The sequence below is a fragment of the Comamonas sp. JUb58 genome (assembly GCF_004364775.1).
Classification (GTDB): domain Bacteria; phylum Pseudomonadota; class Gammaproteobacteria; order Burkholderiales; family Burkholderiaceae_C; genus Comamonas.
This window is the reverse complement of the sequence record NZ_SOAL01000002.1, coordinates 241,762-254,652: the sequence shown is the minus strand read 5'-3', so window position 1 is coordinate 254,652 and position 12,891 is coordinate 241,762. Positions and strand designations below refer to the sequence as shown.

The 12,891-nt window shown below is 66.8% G+C and carries 12 protein-coding genes; all 12 read left to right on the top strand.

Annotation, left to right across the window (positions count from 1 at the left end):
* The first annotated feature begins 3 nt into the window (after nucleotides 1-3).
* The 12 genes from EDF71_RS03410 (at nucleotide 4) to EDF71_RS03355 (ending at nucleotide 12,831) form a co-directional block, all read left to right on the top strand.
* Nucleotides 4-822: a MetQ/NlpA family ABC transporter substrate-binding protein gene (locus EDF71_RS03410; RefSeq protein WP_133855222.1), complete on the top strand. Its 819-nt coding sequence runs from the start codon at nucleotides 4-6 to the stop codon at nucleotides 820-822.
* Between the two features lie 25 nt (nucleotides 823-847).
* Nucleotides 848-2,044, top strand: coding sequence for an ATP-binding cassette domain-containing protein (locus EDF71_RS03405; protein ID WP_133855221.1), 1,197 nt, complete (start codon nucleotides 848-850; stop codon nucleotides 2,042-2,044).
* On the top strand, nucleotides 2,034-2,696 hold the full coding sequence (locus tag EDF71_RS03400) for a methionine ABC transporter permease (RefSeq protein ID WP_133855220.1): 663 nt from the start codon (nucleotides 2,034-2,036) through the stop codon (nucleotides 2,694-2,696). The genes EDF71_RS03405 and EDF71_RS03400 overlap by 11 nt, the downstream gene beginning before the upstream one ends.
* Before the next feature lie 88 nt (nucleotides 2,697-2,784).
* Nucleotides 2,785-4,047 (top strand): SfnB family sulfur acquisition oxidoreductase, encoded by a 1,263-nt coding sequence (locus EDF71_RS03395; RefSeq protein ID WP_133855219.1) that lies wholly within the window; start codon nucleotides 2,785-2,787, stop codon nucleotides 4,045-4,047.
* Nucleotides 4,048-4,119: 72 nt separating this feature from the next.
* Nucleotides 4,120-5,376: an SfnB family sulfur acquisition oxidoreductase gene (locus tag EDF71_RS03390; RefSeq protein ID WP_133855218.1), complete on the top strand. Its 1,257-nt coding sequence runs from the start codon at nucleotides 4,120-4,122 to the stop codon at nucleotides 5,374-5,376.
* Nucleotides 5,376-6,821: an LLM class flavin-dependent oxidoreductase gene (locus tag EDF71_RS03385; RefSeq protein ID WP_133855217.1), complete on the top strand. Its 1,446-nt coding sequence runs from the start codon at nucleotides 5,376-5,378 to the stop codon at nucleotides 6,819-6,821. The genes EDF71_RS03390 and EDF71_RS03385 overlap by 1 nt, the downstream gene beginning before the upstream one ends.
* A gap of 20 nt (nucleotides 6,822-6,841) precedes the next feature.
* Nucleotides 6,842-7,705, top strand: coding sequence for a MetQ/NlpA family ABC transporter substrate-binding protein (locus EDF71_RS03380; RefSeq protein ID WP_133855216.1), 864 nt, complete (start codon nucleotides 6,842-6,844; stop codon nucleotides 7,703-7,705).
* 50 nt (nucleotides 7,706-7,755) lie between these two features.
* Entirely contained in the window at nucleotides 7,756-9,123 is a 1,368-nt protein-coding gene (locus tag EDF71_RS03375) for an LLM class flavin-dependent oxidoreductase (protein WP_133855215.1), read from the top strand.
* A 31-nt stretch (nucleotides 9,124-9,154) separates the two neighbouring features.
* Nucleotides 9,155-9,961, top strand: a complete 807-nt coding sequence (locus EDF71_RS03370; protein ID WP_133855214.1) for a MetQ/NlpA family ABC transporter substrate-binding protein — start codon at nucleotides 9,155-9,157, stop codon at nucleotides 9,959-9,961.
* Nucleotides 9,962-9,993: 32 nt separating this feature from the next.
* Nucleotides 9,994-10,818, top strand: a complete 825-nt coding sequence (locus tag EDF71_RS03365) for a MetQ/NlpA family ABC transporter substrate-binding protein (protein WP_133855264.1) — start codon at nucleotides 9,994-9,996, stop codon at nucleotides 10,816-10,818.
* Nucleotides 10,815-12,089, top strand: a complete 1,275-nt coding sequence (locus tag EDF71_RS03360; protein WP_133855213.1) for an acyl-CoA dehydrogenase family protein — start codon at nucleotides 10,815-10,817, stop codon at nucleotides 12,087-12,089. The genes EDF71_RS03365 and EDF71_RS03360 overlap by 4 nt, the downstream gene beginning before the upstream one ends.
* Before the next feature lie 124 nt (nucleotides 12,090-12,213).
* Nucleotides 12,214-12,831 (top strand): NAD(P)H-dependent oxidoreductase, encoded by a 618-nt coding sequence (locus tag EDF71_RS03355; protein ID WP_133855212.1) that lies wholly within the window; start codon nucleotides 12,214-12,216, stop codon nucleotides 12,829-12,831.
* The last annotated feature ends 60 nt before the right edge of the window (nucleotides 12,832-12,891 follow it).

Below are 12,891 nucleotides of genomic sequence, written 5' to 3'. Positions count from 1 at the left end.
AACATGACGAACAAGATCAACAGACGCGTGGTGGCTGCGATTGCAGCAGCGGCCATGCTGGGAGGGTGGCAACTGGCGCAGGCGGCGGACAAGATCCGTGTCGCCTCCACACCAGGGGCCACGGCCGATGCCATCAAGGCGGTGATTGCAGATGCCAAGAGCCAGGGCCTGGATGTGGAGCTGGTCGAGTTCACCGACTGGACGGTGCCCAACGAGGCTGTCAACAACGGCGATGTGGACCTGAACTTCTTCCAGCACCAGGCCTTTTTGAACAACGTCATCAAGGAGCGCGGCTACCAGCTCAAGTTTGTCGGCCTGGGCCTGCTGCAGAACATCGGCATCTATTCCGAGCGCTACCAGTCGCTGGCCGATGTGCCGGCCAAGGCCAAGGTCGCGATTGCCAATGACCCGGTCAACCAGGGCCGCGGCCTGGCGCTGCTGCAAAAGGCCGGCCTGATCCGCCTGCGCACCGGTGATGCACCCGGCGCCACGGTGGCCGATATCACGGACAACCCCAAGCAGCTGCGCTTCTACGAAGTCGAAGGCCCGCAGCTGATCCGTTCGCTGCCCGATGTGGACCTGGCCGTGCTCTGGCCGAGCTACTTTGTCAGCGCCGGCAAGAAGGAGCAAGCCAGCAAGGCCCTGGCCTATTCGGGCATTGCCGACCGCTTCTATGCGATGGGCTTTGTCGCGCAGACCAGCCGCGCCGACGACCCCAAGCTGCGCAAGTTTGTCCAGGTGTTCCAGAACTCTGCGGCAGTCAAGCAGGCGATCAGCCAGCAGTTCAACAACGACCCCAAGCTGTACACCTTGCCTTGGTAAGGCACGGCGATAGCAGGAGAAGAGCATGGCGATATCCGCTGTATCCAACGTGTTGCGCAAGCAGTTCCAGGCCGAGTCCGAACCGGCTGCCGATGGCCGCTCCACGCCTTTGAGCGCGAGCAGCGCCGACGCGCCAGCCGCACAGCACGCTGCCGCAGGTGCTCCCAGCGCTCTAGGCACCGTGGTGTTCCGCGATCTGGGCAAGGTCTACCGCTCGTCGGCGGGCGAGGTGCCTGCGCTGCAGAACATCACCCTGGACATTGCCGCGGGCAGCATCTTCGGCATCATTGGCCGCAGCGGCGCGGGCAAGTCCAGCCTGCTGCGCACCATCAACCGGCTCGAAGAGCCCAGCAGCGGCCAGGTGCTGGTCGATGGTGTCGACATTGGCACCCTGGATGAAGCCGGCCTGGTGCAACTGCGCCGCCGTGTCGGCATGATCTTCCAGCACTTCAACCTGCTGTCGGCCAAGACGGTATTCGAGAACGTGGCCCTGCCACTCAAGGTGGCCGGTGTGCCGGCTGCGCAGATCCAGCAGCGCGTGACCGAGCTGCTCGACCTGGTGGGCCTGCAGGACAAGCACAAGACCTACCCCAGCCGCCTCTCCGGCGGGCAAAAGCAGCGTGTGGGCATTGCCCGTGCACTGGCCACCCGGCCCGAGATTCTGCTTTGCGACGAGGCCACCTCGGCGCTGGACCCGGAAACCACGCAGGCCATCCTGGCGCTGCTGCGCGACATCAACCGCCGCCTGGGCATCACGGTGATTCTGATCACCCATGAGATGAGCGTGATCCGCGAGATTGCCGACCAGGTGCTGGTGCTGGAGAAGGGCGAGATCGCCGAGCTGGGCGAAGTCTGGCAGGTGTTTGGCAACCCGCGCCATGCCGCGACCCAGGCCTTGCTGGCACCGCTGCGCCATGGCGTGCCCGATGACCTGCAGCAGCGCCTGCAACCACAAGCGCCCGGCACCGGCCGCTTTGAGCAGGTGCTGCAGCTGGGCTACAGCGGGCATGACGGCCTGGAGCCGGACTTTCCCCGCATTGCCGAGGCACTGGGCGCCAAGGTGCGCCTGCTGCACGGCGGTGTGGACCGCATCCAGGGCCATGCCCAGGGCCAGCTCATCATCGCCATCGATGGTGCTGCCGCCCGCAACGACTGGGCCGCGCTGACGCAAGGCCCCGCCACCATCGCACATGAAATCAGGGTACTGGGCTATGTTGTTTGAACTGAGTATTTCCATCGACCGCTACTGGAAGGCGCTGGCCGACACCTTCATCATGGTGTCCACCTCGGCCGGTATCGCGCTGCTGGCGGGCATTCCGCTGGCCGTGCTGCTGATCGTGACCGCCCCGGGCGGCTTTCTGGAGTCGCCGCGCACCAACCGGGCTGTCGGCAGCGTCGTCAACGGCTTCCGGGCCACGCCCTTCATCGTGCTGCTGGTGGCCTTGATTCCGTTCACCCGTTTGGTCACCGGTACCACGATTGGTGTCTGGGCGGCGATTGTGCCGCTGGCCATCAGCGCCACGCCGTTCTTTGCGCGTATTGCCGAGGTCAGCCTGCGTGAGGTCGATCCCGGCCTGATCGAGGCGGCGCAGGCGATTGGCTGCAAGAAGTGGGACATCGTGCGCCATGTCTACCTGCCCGAGGCCCTGCCCGGCATCATCGGCGGCTTCACCATCACCCTGGTGGCGCTGATCAGCTCGTCGGCCATGGCCGGCGCGGTGGGGGCCGGTGGCCTGGGCGACCTGGCCATCCGCTACGGCTACCAGCGCTTTGACACCCAGGTGATGCTGATCGTGATTGCGGTGCTGATTGCACTGGTCACCATCGTGCAGACCGCCGGCGACCGCGTGGCGCACTGGCTGCGCAGCCGCTGAACGCGGCCCGCCACGGCAGCCTGCCGTGGTCTGCAGGCCAGGGCGCGTCTCTGGCCTTTCTCTCTCCGAACCCTTCAGAAAGCACCGAATGACTTCAGCGGTTGCCCAGGGCGCAGCGTTGCCCGCCGATTCCCCACCCCGCCTGCCTTTGCCGCCCAGCCAGCCCGCGCAGATCCGCAGCGAGGCCGAGGCCTTGCAAGTGGCCGCCGCGCTGGCCGAGAGCTTTCGCGGTGGCGCGGCCCGGCGCGACAGCGAACGCCTCTTGCCCTGGGACGAGATCGAGCGCTACACCGCCAGCGGCCTGGGCGGTATCACCGTGCCGCGCAGCCATGGTGGCCTGCAGGCCAGCTGGCACACCGTGGTGCAGGTGTTTGCCAGCATCAGCGCGGCCGATGCCTCGCTGGGCCAGATTCCGCAGAACCACTTTGCGCTGGTGCAGAACCTGCGCGATACCGCCAGCCCCGCGCAGCAAAGCCGCTGGTTTGCCGATGTGCTGAGCGGCCACCGGCTGGGCAATGCCGGGCCTGAGCGCAAGGGCCGCGCCGCCCAGCTGAGCGATGCCACCGCCAGCCTGCGCCAGACGGCCGATGGCCGGCTGCTGGTCAACGGCACGCGCTACTACTCCACCGGCTCGCTGTTCGCCCACTGGGTGCCTTTCCGCGCCGAGGACGAGGCGCAGCGCCCCGTGCAGGTCTGGGTGCGGCGCACGGCGCCGGGGCTGCAGATCATCGACAACTGGAACGCCTTTGGCCAGAAGACCACCGCCAGCGGTGGTGTGGTGCTGAAGGATGTTGAGGTGGAGCCGCGCGATGTGATTGCGCTGCATGCGCTCAAGGACCGGCCGACCCTGTCCGGCCCGGTGTCCCAGATTCTGCAGGCCGCCATCGACATGGGCATTGCCCAGGGCGCGTTCGACGAGGCGCGCCAGTTTGTGCGCGACAAGACCCGTGCCTGGGTGCACTCGGGTGTCGAGCATGCCTGGCAGGACCCCTACATCATCCAGGAGTTTGGTCAGCTGCAGGTGGAGCTGGATGCGGCCCGCGAGGTGCTGCTGGATGCCGCGCAGCAGCTCGATGCATTTGCTGCGCAACCCGTCACGGACGAGAGCAGCGCCCAGGCATCGGTTGCCGTGGCGCGCGCCAAGATCTTGACCACCGAGGCCGCGCTGAACGCCAGCGAGCGCCTGCTGGAGCTGGGCGGTACCTCATCGGCCCGCGCCGGCTACAACCTGGACCGCTTTTGGCGCAATGCCCGCGTGCACACCTTGCACGACCCGGTGCGCTGGAAATACCACCTGCTGGGCAACTACCTGCTCAATGGCCGCGCACCGCGCCGCCACCAGTGGAACTGAGCCGCCGCACCGCACAACGACTTTGATGCGCAGGCCGGCAGCCCGCTGCCGCCCCGCCGCCGAGCAAGCACCATGACTACCTCTCCCCCCGTGATCGCCGCTGCCAACCCGGTAGCACCCGCCCCCGCACCGCGCCAGCGCCCGCCCGTGTTTGCCAGCGAGCAGGCCGCCCTGCAACAAGCCCAACAGCTGGCCAATGCCTGGGCCGGCGATGCGGTGCTGCGCGACCGCGAGCGCCGCCTGCCCTGGGCAGAAATCGAGGCCTACAGCGACAGCGGCCTCTGGGCCATCACCGTGCCGCGCGCCTATGGTGGCCTGCAGGCCAGCGCCTGGACGGTGGCGCAGCTGATCGCCACCGTGGCGGCAGCTGATGGATCGCTGGGCCATATTCCGCAAAACCATTTCTATGCGCTGGAAGTGCTGCGCGTGGGCGGCAGCGAGGCGCAGCAGCGCTTTTTCTACGAGCGGGTGCAGGCGGGCGAGCGCTTTGGCAATGCCCTGTCCGAGATCGGCCACCGCGACTACCGCCGCCGCTCGCGGCTGGAGCGGGGTGACGCGGGCTGGGTGCTCAACGGCCGCAAGTTCTACTGCACCGGCGCCATCTTTGCGCACTGGATTCCGGTGCAGACCATGCAGGTCATCGATGCCGGCCAGGATCCTGTTAGCGTGATGGTGTTTGTGCCGCGCACGGCGCCGGGCGTGACGGTGATCGACGACTGGGACGGCATGGGCCAGCGGGTCACCGGCAGCGGCTCGGTGCTGCTGGAGAACGTTGCCATCGACGAGGCCTGGATCGTGCCTTTCCAATCGAGCTTTGACAGCCCCAGCACCATCGGGCCGTTTGCGCAGATCATCCATGCCGCCATCGACTTGGGCATTGGCGAGGGCGCGCTGCGCGCCACCTTGCCCTTTGTGCGCAGCCAGTCGCGCGCCTGGGTGGATGCCGGCGTGGCGCAGGCCAGCGATGACCCCTTGACCCTGCAGGCGCTGGGCAATGTGGAGCTGCGCCTGCATGCCGCGCGGGCGCTGCTGCGGCGCGCAGGCAGCCTGGTCGATGCTGCGCAGCAGGAGCCCACGGCGCATACCGTGGCTGCTGCCTCGGTGGCCGTGGCGCAGGCACGTGCGCTGGCGCATACGGCCGGCCTGCTGGCGGCCAACAAGCTGCTGGAGCTGGGCGGCACCTCGGCCACCTTTGCCGAGCATGGATTTGACAGCTACTGGCGCAATGTGCGCACCCATACCCTGCATGATCCCGTGCGCTGGAAATACCATGCCATCGGCAACTATGCGTTGAGCGGCGTGCTGCCCCCGCGCCACGGAGCACTGTGATGGCCAGCACCCCCGCCAGCGCGCGGGCGCCCATCATCCTCAATGCCTTCAACATGGCCAGCGTGGGCCATATCAACCATGGGCTGTGGACGCATCCGCGCGACCAATCGAGCCACTACCACCGTCTGGATTATTGGACCCGCCTGGCCAAGGAGCTGGAGCGCGGCCTGTTCGATGGGCTCTTCATCGCCGACATCATCGGTGCTTACGATACCTACCAGCAGTCGGTCGATGTGACCCTGCGCGAATCGGTGCAACTGCCGATCAACGACCCGACCCTGGTGGTGCCCGCAATGGCGGCGGTGACCGAGCACCTGGGCTTTGGTGTCACCGTCAACCTCAGCTACGAACAGCCCTATCTGCTGGCGCGGCGCTTTTCTACCCTGGACCACCTGACCCAGGGGCGCATCGGCTGGAACATCGTCACCGGCTACCTGGACTCGGCCGCCCGCGCCATGGGCCAGCGGCAGCAGCTGGCGCACGATGCGCGCTATGACCGTGCCGATGAGTTCATGGACGTGCTCTACCAGCTCTGGGAAGGCAGCTGGAGCGACAGCGCCGTGCGGCGCGACCGGGCAGGCCGCATCTATGCCGATCCGCAGCAGGTGCGGCGCGTGCAGCACAGCGGCCCGCATTTTCAGGTGGATGGTTACCACCTCAGTGAGCCATCGCCGCAGCGCACGCCTGTGCTGCTGCAGGCGGGCAGCTCCGGCCGGGGCCTGCAGTTTGCGGCGCGCCATGCCGAATGCGTGTTCATGGCCATCCAGGACAAGGCCGCCACCGCGGCGCTGGTGCGCCAGCTGCGCGAAGAGGCCGTGCGTGCCGGCCGCCAGCCCGGCGACATCAAGGTGCTGGTGGGCATGACCCCCGTGGTGGGCGCCACCACACGCCAGGCCCAGGAAAAGTACGAAGAGTACTGCCGCTATGCCAGCCCCGAAGCTGCGCTGGCGCATTTGTCTGCCACGGCCGGCATTGATTTCTCCACCTACCAGCGCGACACGCCACTGCTGCAGCAGCACCGCAGCAATGGAATCGAGAACTCGATCAAGCGCCTGGCCAATGGCCGCGAGGACTACCGCCTGGGTGATTTGCTCGATGAGCTGGCCTTGGGCGGGCGCTATGCCACCGTGGTGGGCGATGCCCAGCAGATTGCCGACGAGATGCAGTCCTGGGTCGAGGAGGCCGGCGTCGATGGCTTCAACCTGGCCCGCACCGTCGTGCCCGAATGCTTTGGCGACTTTATCGACCTGGTCGTCCCCGAGCTGCAGTCGCGGGGCCTGCACAAGAGCGCCTATGCGCCCGGCAGCATGCGCCACAAGCTGTTTGGCCTGGGGGACCGCCTGCCAGCCCAGCACCATGCGCAGCAGTTTCGCCAGTCCATCCAAGGCGGTGGTGCCCAGGCATCGCCAGCTCTCTCTACGCCATACGCCCAGGCCTTGGCCTGATCGCCACCCAGGAACTCCCCATGTCTCAGAACCCCTCTTCTCCGCTGCCGGGCCAACGCCGGCGTTTTCTGTCCTCGTCGCTGGCGGCTGGTGCCGCGCTGGCCACCGGGGCCTGGCGCAGCACGGCCCAGGCAGCGGTACCGGTGACGACCAAGGTGCTGAAAGTGGGGGTCACCTCAGGCCCACATGAGCAGGTGTTCGAGGCGGTCAAAAAGGTCGCTGAGCGCGACTATGGTCTCAAGATCGAGATCGTGTCCTTCAGCGACTATGTGATGCCCAATGCCGCGCTGGATGCGGGCGACCTGGATGCCAACAGCTTCCAGCACGGCCCGTTTTTGCAAGCGGCAATCCGTGCACGCGGCTACAAGCTGGTCGGATTTGGCCGCACCTGGGTGGGGCCGATTGCACTGTTCTCCAAGCGCTACAAGCGGCTGGAGGATGTGCCGGTGGGTGCGCAGATTGCGCTGCCCAATGACCCGGCCAATGGCGGGCGCGTGCTGCTGCTGTTGGAGAAGGGCGGCCTCATCAAGCTCAAGCCCGGCATCGATCCGATCAAGGGCGTGTTTGCCTCGACCCAGGACATCACCGACAACCCGCGCAAGCTGCGCTTTGTCGAGCTGGAATCCCCCATGCTGGTGCGCGCGATGGACGATGTGGAGCTGGCCGCCATCAATGCCGACTATGCCTACAAGGCGGGGCTCAATCCCACGAAGGACTCGCTGCTGGTGGAGGGCGGGGACAGCCCCTATGTCTGCCTCATCGCCGTACAGGAGAAAAACCGCGATGCGCCCTGGGTGCCGCAGCTGGTGGCGGCCTACCGCACCGACGAGGTGCGCAGCTACATCCAGCAGGCCTTCAACGGCGTGGTCATCCCCTCGTGGTGATGCTGCGCCCGACCTTCCGCGTTCTCTGAGCTCCTTCACCGACACCGGCCATGACTGACAAGAAACACATGCATGTCAACGCGTTCAACATGAACTGCGTGGGACATATCCACCACGGGCTGTGGACGCACCCGCGCGACCAGTCCACCCAGTACCACACGCTCAAGTACTGGACCGACATCGCCAAGCTGCTGGAGCGTGGGCTGTTCGACGGCATCTTCATCGCCGACGTGGTGGGCTACTACGACGTTTACCAGCGTGGCGTGGACCTGACCCTGCGCGAGGCCATCCAGCTGCCGGTGAACAACCCCTGGCTGCTGGTATCGGCGATGGCGGCGGTGACCGAGCACCTGGGCTTTGGCCTGACCGCCACCGTCAACGCGCACCAGCCCTACACCTTTGCCCGCGATGTCAGCACCCTGGACCAGCTGAGCAATGGCCGCATCGGCTGGAATATCGTCACCGGCTATGTGGACAGCGGCGCGCGCGGCCTGGGCCAGGACGGCCTGGCCGACCATGACAGCCGCTACGACCGCGCCGATGACTTTCTGGCGCTGGCCTACAAGTTCTGGGAAGGCAGCTGGGAAGACGGCGCCGTGATCGCCGACAAGGCGCGCCGCATCCACACCCTGCCGGACAAGGTGCACCCTGTCGTGCATGAGGGCCCGTTCTACCGCGCCAATGCCATCCACATGAGCGCGCCATCGCCGCAGCGCACGCCGGTGCTGTTCCAGGCCGGCACCTCGCAGCGCGGGCTGCAGTTTGCCGGCCAGCATGGCGAGGGCATCTTTATCGGCGCGCGCACGCCGGAGGCGGCCAGGGATGCCTCGCGCAAGCTGCGTGCGGCCGCCGTGGCCGCCGGGCGCAGGCCCGATGACATCAAGATCTATGTGGGCGCGGCCGTGGTGGTGGCGCCCACCCAGGCCGAGGCCGAGGAGAAATACGCCGACTACCTGGCCTATGCCAGTGCCGAAGGCGGCCTGGCGCATTTTGCCGCCAGCACCGGTGTGGACTTTGCGCAGTACGACCTGGACGAGCCCATCGTCTACGGCCAGGGCAATGCCATCCAGTCGGCCGTGCAGGCCGCCCAGCAGCAGGGCCTGACCACGCGGCGCAAGCTGCTTGAACAGTTCAGCCTGGGCAGCCGCTACAACACCATCGTGGGCGACCCGCAGCAGGTGGCCGATGCGCTGGAGCGCTGGATCGATGTGGGCGAGATCGATGGCTTCAATCTCACCCGCATCGTCGTGCCCGAGACCTGGGAGGACTTTGCCAGCCTGGCCGTGCCCGAGCTGCAGAACCGGGGCCGCTACCGCACACGCTACGAAGAGGGCAGCCTGCGCCACAAGCTGTTTGGCCGTGGCGATGGCCTGCCCGCCAACCACCCCGGCGCGCAGCAGCGCTGCACTGCGGCCTGATCGCCAGCACCGAGATTTTTTGAAAGCAGCCATGAAGTTTTTCCCCGCTCTGACAGCCCTGCTGCTGTCGCTCGCCACCCTGGGTGCTGCCCAGGCCCAGCCACTGCGCGTGGGCGTCACGCCCGGCTCGTTGGCCGATTCGGCCCAGATTGCCGCGCGCGAGGCCAAGGCCCAGGGCCTGGAGGTACAGATCGTCGAGTTCACCGACTGGACCCTGCCCAATACCGCGCTGGTCAACCGCGACCTGGACCTGAACTACTACCAGCACCAGGCCTTTCTCGACACCTTCAACCGCGAAAACCGCCAGGATCTGCGCGCCGTGGCCGTGGGCTCGAGGGGCAATATCGGCATCTTCTCCAAGCGCTACAAAAGCCTGGACAGCCTGCCCACGGGCGCCAAGGTGGCGCTGGCCAATGACACCTCCAACCAGGCGCGTGCCATTGCCACCTTGCGCGATGCGGGCCTGTTGACCTTGCGCGCCAATGCGCCGCAGCTGGCCCAGATCGACGACATCGCCAGCAACCCCAAGAAGCTCAAGTTCATCGAGGTGGCCGGGCCCCAGCTGGCGCGGGCGCTCGACGATGCCGACATCACCGTCGTGAGCCTGGGCGGCCTGCTGCAGGCGGGCCAGCTGGAGACTGCCCGCCAGGGCCTGTACTACAGCGTCGGATCGGATGCCTTCTGGGCCATCCACTTTGTCACGCGGGCCGACAACGTGAAGGATGCGCGGGTGCACAAATTCATCGATATCTACCAGCAATCCCAGGCGGTGCGCCAGCAGATCCATGCCTCCTACGCCAATGAAAGCCGCTTCTACAGCCTGCCTTGGCTGAAGTAAGCCAGCCACCCACTGAAGGAAAGACGATGACGATGTTTGCGCTGAAAAAATACCTGCTGGCGCTGGGTGCCGGTGCCGTTATGGCTACCGCCGTGGCCGCTCCGCTGAAAATCGGGGTCACGCCCGGTTCGCTGGCCGATTCGGTCCAGGTCGCTGCCAAGGCGGCGCGCCAGGCCGGGCTCGATGTGCAGGTGATCGAGTTCACCGACTGGACCGCGCCCAACACCGCGCTGGATGCCGGCGATATCGATATCAACTACTTCCAGCACCAGGCCTTTTTGGACAATGCGATCCGCGACCGGGGCTACAAGATCGAGAGCGTGGGTGTGGGCCTGCTGCCCAATATCGGCCTGTATTCCAAAAAGTATGCGTCTCTGGCTGACATCCCGGCCGGCTCCTCGGTGGGGGTGGCCAATGACCCGGTCAACCAGGCCCGGGGTCTGCTGCTGCTGCAAACGGCCGGGCTCATCAGCCTGCGCCCCGGCGTGGGCGCCAAGGCCAGCGTGAACGATATCGTCAGCAACCCGCGCAAGCTCAAGCTGCTGGAGGTGGAGGGCCCGCAGCTGGTACGGGCGATCGACGATGTAGCGCTGGCACAGGGCTATCCGGCCCATCTGGTCAACGCCGGCCAGCGCGAACTGGCCAGCCGCGCGCTGCTGTACTCCACCGTCGATGATCTGTACTATGCCATCCGCTTTGTGGCCCGCAGCGACCGCAAGCAGGACCCGCGCATTGCGCAGTTCGTGCAGCTCTACCAGGCATCGCCGGCCGTCGCCAAGCAGATCAGCGCCTCGTTCGCCGATGACGCCAAGCTCTATTCGCTGCCCTGGAAGAACACCGCGAAGGCCGCACCATGACTGCAGCCACATTGACACGCCAGGCGCCCGAGGCGAGCGATGCCAGCTCCCCGAGCCTGGCTGATCTGCAGCAGCGCTTTGCGCCGGTGTTTGCACGCATTGCCGAAGGGGCGGCCGAGCGCGAGCACAGCCGCAGCCTGGCCCATGCGCCGCTGCAATGGCTGCGCGAGGCTGGCTTTACCGCCTTGCGCCTGCCCCAAAGCCTGGGCGGCAGTGGCGCGACGCTGGAGCAACTGGTGGCCTTGCTGGTGGACCTGGCCGAGGCCGATCCCAACCTGACCCAGATCCTGCGGCCGCATTTTCTGTTTGTGGACCGCGTGCTCTACCAAGGCACGGCCGAGGCGCAGCGCCACTGGCTGCCCTTGGTGGCCCAGGGCGCCACCTTTGGCAACGCGACCACCGAGGTGGGCGAGGGGGCCGTCGGCAGCCTGCAGACCAGCTTGGTGCCTGATGCTGCGGCGCCTGGCCAGTGGCGGCTCAACGGCCAGAAGTTCTACAGCACCGGCAGCCTGTATGCCGACTGGATCAGCGTGCTGGCGCGCGCGGTGGTGCCGGGCCAGCCGGATCAGACGGTGCATGCGCTGGTAGCGGGGGATGCGGCCGGCGTGGAGCGGCTCGATGACTGGCGCGGCTTTGGCCAGCGCTTGACCGGATCGGGCACCACGCTGCTGCGCGATGTGCAGGTGCCCGCGCATGCGGTACTGCAGTTCCGCGCAGGCGAGCCTTCGCCCATCGTGGCCTTTGCACAGCTGTTCCACCTGGCGAGCCTGGCGGGCATTGCCCGCGCGCTTAGCCGCGACACCCTGGCCTATGTGCAGGCGCGCCGCCGCGTCTTCAGCCACGGGGCTGCGGCCTTGCCCAAGGACGATCCGCTGGTGCAGCAGATCGTGGGCCAGCTGGCCAGCACCGCCTATATGAGCGAGCTGGTGGTGTGCGATGTGGCCCAGGCGCTGGGCCCGATCCTGCGCAGTGCCGAGGCCGGCCAGGCGCGCGCCGACAAGGCCCAGCTCGATGCGCTGGAGCTGCGTGCGGCCCAGGCCCAGGTTGCCGTGGTGGATGCGGTGCTGCAGGCGGCGACCCGCATGTTCGATGTGGGCGGATCGAGCGCGCTGGCTGAAGGTTTAAGGCTGGACCGCCACTGGCGCAATGCCCGCACCCTGGCCTCACACAACCCGGTCATCTACAAGGCCAAGTCGGTGGGCGACATGCTGCTCAACGGCGCGGAGCCGGTCTACTTCTGGCAGGTGGGCCTCGCAGCAAAAAACGCATAAGAACATGAGATTTCATTCCTTGGCCTGAGGCGGCGCAGTGGTTGTAATGGTTGTCTTGACGCTGGAGGCAGCGACCCGGATAGGCCGGGCCCTGGCCCCTTGCGTGTGAACGACTGGAATGAACATGAGCCGCATCTTGAAAACCGTCATCGTCAATGGCAGCCTGGGCAAGCCTTCGCGCACCCGCAGCCTGCTGGACAGCTTGCACCTCCAACTGGGTCAGGCCCTGGGCCAGTCCGCCCAGGCCGTGCGCCTGGATGTGCGCCATATCGACCTGGTCGATCTGGTGGCCGACATTGGCCCGGTGCTGTACAAGGATGCGCTGTCTGCCCAGGCCCGTGATGTGCTGGAGGCGATCGAGACGGCGGACTTCCTGATCGTCGGCTCGCCGGTGTTCCGGGGCAGCCTGCCGGGCCTGCTCAAGCACCTGTTTGACCTGGTGGACCAGCATGCGCTGCAGGGCACGCCCGTGCTGCTGGCCGCGACTGGTGGCAGCCCGCGCCATTCGCTGGTGCTGGACCACCAGCTGCGCCCGCTGTTCGGCTTCTTCTCGGCATTGACCTTGCCGATCGGCGTCTATGCAACGCCCGAAGACATCCAGAACGGTGTGGTGGTGAGCGAAGCGCTGCACAAGCACATCGCGCTGGCCGTGGACCTGGCGGTGCCGGTGCTGAGCGCGCTGGCGCACACCCAGCGCAGCAGCCAGCCTGCCTTGCATGCGCTGGAGCGCCAGGCCGCCTGAGCGCGTTCGGGCTTCTTTTAAACGCCACCCGCCTGCATACGCTGCCGGCGGGCTGGCGCA

Bases quoted from the DNA above. Each gene is read 5' to 3' on its own strand.
- EDF71_RS03410 (WP_133855222.1), top strand. From the start codon at position 4: ATGACGAACAAGATCAACAGACGCGTGGTGGCTGCGATTGCAGCAGCG.
- EDF71_RS03405 (WP_133855221.1), top strand. From the start codon at position 848: ATGGCGATATCCGCTGTATCCAACGTGTTGCGCAAGCAGTTCCAGGCC.
- EDF71_RS03400 (WP_133855220.1), top strand. From the start codon at position 2,034: ATGTTGTTTGAACTGAGTATTTCCATCGACCGCTACTGGAAGGCGCTG.
- EDF71_RS03395 (WP_133855219.1), top strand. From the start codon at position 2,785: ATGACTTCAGCGGTTGCCCAGGGCGCAGCGTTGCCCGCCGATTCCCCA.
- EDF71_RS03390 (WP_133855218.1), top strand. From the start codon at position 4,120: ATGACTACCTCTCCCCCCGTGATCGCCGCTGCCAACCCGGTAGCACCC.
- EDF71_RS03385 (WP_133855217.1), top strand. From the start codon at position 5,376: ATGGCCAGCACCCCCGCCAGCGCGCGGGCGCCCATCATCCTCAATGCC.
- EDF71_RS03380 (WP_133855216.1), top strand. From the start codon at position 6,842: ATGTCTCAGAACCCCTCTTCTCCGCTGCCGGGCCAACGCCGGCGTTTT.
- EDF71_RS03375 (WP_133855215.1), top strand. From the start codon at position 7,756: ATGACTGACAAGAAACACATGCATGTCAACGCGTTCAACATGAACTGC.
- EDF71_RS03370 (WP_133855214.1), top strand. From the start codon at position 9,155: ATGAAGTTTTTCCCCGCTCTGACAGCCCTGCTGCTGTCGCTCGCCACC.
- EDF71_RS03365 (WP_133855264.1), top strand. From the start codon at position 9,994: ATGTTTGCGCTGAAAAAATACCTGCTGGCGCTGGGTGCCGGTGCCGTT.
- EDF71_RS03360 (WP_133855213.1), top strand. From the start codon at position 10,815: ATGACTGCAGCCACATTGACACGCCAGGCGCCCGAGGCGAGCGATGCC.
- EDF71_RS03355 (WP_133855212.1), top strand. From the start codon at position 12,214: ATGAGCCGCATCTTGAAAACCGTCATCGTCAATGGCAGCCTGGGCAAG.